This is a genomic window from Desulfosarcina sp., assembly GCF_041551955.1.
In the GTDB taxonomy this organism is placed as follows: domain Bacteria; phylum Desulfobacterota; class Desulfobacteria; order Desulfobacterales; family Desulfosarcinaceae; genus Desulfosarcina.
In genome coordinates this window covers 1-3,697 of sequence record NZ_JBFELV010000482.1, presented here as the reverse complement: position 1 = coordinate 3,697, position 3,697 = coordinate 1, and the positions used below count along the sequence as shown (strand labels likewise).

The following is a 3,697-nucleotide window of genomic DNA, read 5'->3' as shown; positions in this document are numbered from 1 at the left end:
CTGGGCGGATACAGAGATCTGAAGCGCGACATGGAGGCCTATGCACCACCGGCCATGCTCCATCAACCGGAAATGTCGGAAGCTATTGCCGATAGTGAGCCGGATGCTTTTGATGTCGAAACAAAAAACATCGAAAATGCTCGGCGCCGTTGGGAAAAAATCGTAGACAGCAAAGTGGTCCCCACTGGTGATGTCGTTATCTCCCCGGAAATATTCGATGCAGCCTCCGATGATGCGCAAACCCTTGCCATGCTCCGCCCCCGGTTATCCCTCCAGACGACTATGGCCCTGATCGTGTTGCGCAACCCGTCAATTAAAGGTGCGAAGGACCGCTTACAAGCTGCCTTGGAAGGCTTTGACCAGGTTGCTCAACTGGACGAAATCTTGCGGCAGTACTCGGCATTCACGGAAAGCGTGATGGCCGGGGTGGGGCCCATGCGAGGTCTCGACAACATCCAGATGAAATTTCCATTTCCAGGTGTGACTGCTTTGAAAGGGCAAGTGGCGGAATTGAATGTGGAAGCCGAAAAACAGGCATTTGATCTGGTCCAGCGCGATATCTTGGCCCAGGGCAGCAAGGCCTACTGGAATCTGCTTTACACCCATCAGGCGCTTCGGATTACCCGCGAAATGCTTGATCGGTTAAACCAACTGGAATCGGTGGCCACTACTCGTTACGGTGCCGGAAAAACCAGTTACCAGGATGTGATCAAGATCCGTATTGGCCGTGAGAAGTTGGAGGAACAGGTCAGAACCTTGAATGAGCAGCGGATCAATCTGGAAACTGAACTGTTGTCCCTGATGGACCTTGAACCTAAAAATTCTATCGGTTGGCCCGACACCTTTACTCCTGATACATCGCCGCTCAAATTGGATGCACTTTATCCCCTGGCACTAGAAAACCGCCAGGAGCTGAATCGCATGCGGGCCATGGTGGGCAGGATGGAACGCATGATAGAGATGGCCGAGACAATGATTCAACCGGCTTTTACCCAGAACTATTCGCTCTACACGGACGAAGCCGTTCTCCAATCGGGTAGCGCCGGGATGAAGCCGACCTTTGCCACCACGGTCTCGCCAACCCGGGGCGCAGGACTGCCTAAAAATGCCTGGTTTGGCGCCGAAGACACATACCTTCGCGAAACCCGCCGAAAGTTAGATGCTCTGCGGGCTGATCTTGACGATGCCGAGGCACGCACCCGTCTTATGGTACGGAAAAGCTGGTTCGATCTGGACCGAGCCATACGGGAACGGGCACTGTACAATGACCGGTTGCTGGAACTGTCCCAGACATCCCTGGATGTGTCCACCCGTGCGTATGAATCCGGCAATATCTCCTTTGCCGATGTCATCACTTCCTATACTGATTGGCTGGATGTGAGCCTGGCCAGTCGACGACGAAATAGTGATATCGGCGTCACACGAGCAGAATTGGTACGCTGGGTGGGTGTCCCCTTACCCTGGCCCAAGGGATAAACCAGAAAGGACAACGTCTCATGTATTCAAAACCAATCATCATCGCCTTTACCGCAGCGGTTATCAGTGTTGCACTGAACATACCGGCGGAATTGATTCAGGACAGGATAACTCTTTCAACCTTATTGGGGCCGGCTACCGCTTATGCTGAAGAAGCGCTCAAAGCCGGCATGGTGGACCCCAAGACCGGCAAGAAGATCAAATACTGGGCAGCGCCCATGGACCCCACCTACATCCGCAACGAGCCGGGCAAATCGCCCATGGGTATGGACCTGGTGCCGGTGTACGAGGAAGAAGGAGAGGGGAAGGAACCCAGCTCAACCATTCGTATCGATCCGGTGACCCAGCAGAACATGGGCGTACGACTGGGCAGGGTGCAGAAGAAAGCCTTCTCGAAATCGATCCGCACCTTCGGCACCATCACCTACGACGAAACCGGACTTTATTCGGTGAATACCAAATTCAACGGCTGGATCGAAACGCTCTACGTAGATTTTGTGGGCGAACGAGTGAAAGAAGGGCAGCCGCTGTTCGACATCTACAGTCCCGATCTACTCACTGCCCAGCAGGAATACCTCATCGCCGTTCAACAGCGAAAAGGACTAAATGGAAAGCGGGGAAGGGACGCCACCAAGGGAACCGACCGGTTTCTGGATGCTTCGCGTACCCGCCTAGCCTACTGGGATTTCACCGACGAACAGATCGCCCAGTTGGAAACCGCCGATGAAATCCAGAAAACAATCACGATCTTCTCACCGTCCTCGGGTGTGGTGGTCAAGAAAACCGCCTTGGAGGGCCACTACGTCAAAGCCGGTGAACATCAATATGAAATCGCCGACCTGTCCACCGTGTGGGTGGATGTTGACATATATGAATACGAATTGCCCTGGGTTCGCAAAGGCATGCCTGCTGAAATGGACCTGGCCTACATTCCCGGTAAACGATACCTGGGTGAAGTGCTCTTCATCTACCCCTTCCTGGATCCGAAGACCCGGACGGCTCGGCTAAGGCTTTCATTTCCCAATCCTGGAGACGAACTCAAGCCGGGGATGTACGCCAATGTTTATCTGCAGAGCGTCCTGCCCGGCAATCGGCTGGTGGTACCCCAGGAGGCGGTGATCGACAGCGGCGTGAAAAAGCGGGTGTTTGTTTCTCGTGGCAAGGGAAAATTTGAACCCAGGGAGGTAATTATTGGTGCAGAAGGAAACGATTATGAATTTGAAGTCATCGACGGCTTGGCCGAAGGTGAGGAGGTTGTTCTTTCAGGCCAATTCATGTTGGATTCGGAAAGCCGCTTGAAGGAGGCCATCGCAAAGATGCTCGAGGTTCGTAGCCCAGAAGCAGACAGTGGCGGCGATCTGGATATGGACAGCATGACCATGGATGATGACGACCTGGACATGAAAGACCTGACCATGGATTCAGACGGTTCAGCAGAAACGCAAGGCCAGGAAAAGGAAACTAAGCCATGATTGCAAATATCATCGAACTGTCCATCAAAAACAAGTTCCTGGTGATCCTGGCGACCTTGTTCGTCATTGCCGCCGGAATATATGCCATCGCCCGCACACCCCTGGATGCGATTCCCGACCTGTCCGATGTACAGGTGATCATCTTTACCGAATATCCCGGTCAGGCACCCCAGGTGGTCGAGGATCAGGTGACCTACCCGCTGACCACCGCCATGCTGTCGGTACCGTTTGCCAAAGTGGTTCGGGGGTATTCCTTTTTCGGTCTTTCTTTCGTCTACATTATTTTCGATGACGGTACCGATCTTTACTGGGCTCGCAGTCGCGTGCTGGAGTACCTGAACTTTGTGGCCGGCCGCCTGCCCCAGGGTGTTACGCCCTCTTTGGGCCCAGATGCCACCGGTGTGGGCTGGGTTTACGAGTACACCCTTGAGAGCGACCGCCACGACCTGGCCCAGCTGCGTTCCATCCAGGACTGGTTCCTGCGCTACGAACTGGCCAGCGTGCCGGGTGTGTCTGAGGTGGCGTCCATCGGTGGATATGTCAAGCAGTATCAGGTGGTCGTGGACCCCAACAAGCTGCGCGCTTACAACATCCCCATCCAGAAGATCCGCATGGCCATCAAGCGCAGCAACAATGACGTGGGTGGCCGGTTGGTGGAGATGGGCGAGACCGAGTTCATGGTGCGGGGGTTGGGCTATATCAAGAGCATCGAGGATCTGAACAGCGTGCCGCTGGGCGTGAATGACAGG

3 protein-coding genes are annotated in these 3,697 nt (G+C 54.4%); all 3 read left to right on the top strand.

Annotated elements, in window-relative coordinates; genetic code table 11:
• The coding region (locus tag ABYV26_RS22860) for a TolC family protein (protein WP_372683665.1) at window positions 1–1,476 on the top strand (1,476 nt) is incomplete at its 5' end.
• Window positions 1,477–1,496: 20 nt separating this feature from the next.
• Entirely contained in the window at window positions 1,497–2,948 is a 1,452-nt protein-coding gene (locus ABYV26_RS22855; protein WP_372683664.1) for an efflux RND transporter periplasmic adaptor subunit, read from the top strand.
• On the top strand, window positions 2,945–3,697 hold a 753-nt coding region (locus ABYV26_RS22850), incomplete at its 3' end, for an efflux RND transporter permease subunit (RefSeq protein WP_372683663.1). The genes ABYV26_RS22855 and ABYV26_RS22850, both read left to right, overlap by 4 nt.

What these genes read in the sequence shown, in the direction of transcription:
- ABYV26_RS22855 (WP_372683664.1), top strand. Translation starts at nt 1,497, where the DNA reads ATGTATTCAAAACCAATCATCATCGCCTTTACCGCAGCGGTTATCAGT.